Source organism: Bacillus sp. DJP31 (assembly GCF_049310945.1).
Lineage (GTDB): Bacteria > Bacillota > Bacilli > Bacillales > SA4 > Bacillus_BS.
The window spans coordinates 1-900 of the sequence record NZ_JBMERO010000100.1 but is presented as its reverse complement, the minus strand read 5'-3'; the positions used below and the strand labels follow the sequence as shown (position 1 = coordinate 900).

At 41.1% G+C, this 900-nt stretch carries 1 protein-coding gene; it reads left to right on the top strand.

Features of this window, described 5'->3' with window-relative positions:
- The coding region (locus tag ACOI1C_RS22615; protein WP_422512889.1) for an IS30 family transposase at positions 1-753 on the top strand (753 nt) is incomplete at its 5' end.
- Positions 754-900: the final 147 nt, after the last annotated feature.

Here is a 900-nt window from a genome sequence, read left to right as displayed (position 1 = left end):
TTTATTCAATTTGCGGAATCGAAGATTTTGAAAGATGACTGGTCACCTGATGCGGTCTATGGTCATGCTAAGCGGCTTAGTCTCTTTGATGATGCTCTTGTTTGCACAAAGACGCTCTATAACTACATTGAACTAGGAATTATGCGTGTGAAAAACATAGACTTACCAATGAAAGTCCGACTCAATACTAAGAAAAAACGGTGTCGAAAGAATAAACGAATACTCGGTCGAAGTATTGAAGAACGTCCTATTGAAGTAAACGGGCGCAACGAGTTTGGACACTGGGAGATTGACACAGTTATTGGTAAGAAAACGAATGATGAGGCATTGATGACACTTACAGAGAGAAAGACCCGCAAGGAATTTATCATTAGGGTTCCTGCTAAGGATAGCGAAGCTATCACTAAAGCTATCTCCTGTTTAAAAAACACCTTTGACTCTCGATTCTCAAACATATTCAAAACGATCACTTCCGATAATGGATCAGAGTTTGCAGACCTAGATTTCTCGGTAAACGATGTCCAAACAGACATTTATTTTACTCACCCATACTCCTCTTGTGAACGAGGTACAAATGAGCGTCACAATGGGCTAATACGTCGTTTTATTCCTAAAGGAAAGGCTATTTCATCAGTCTCTGAAGCAACTATTTTATATGCAGAGACTTGGTGTAACCAACTACCTCGGAAGATCTTAGCTTACAAGACTCCTGAAGAATGCTTTCAGGAAGAACTGGCTCTTTTACCATCATGACAACTAGACTGTTTATTCAGCTAGAAGTAACTTGACACGGAGCCTCGGCGAGCTTGATTTTCCAGCCAGGAGCCCAGCTATTCGTATGTCCGGCTGCCTAGCCAAGTCTATCATGCTCGCCACTCCATATAAAGTTACGCAATATAT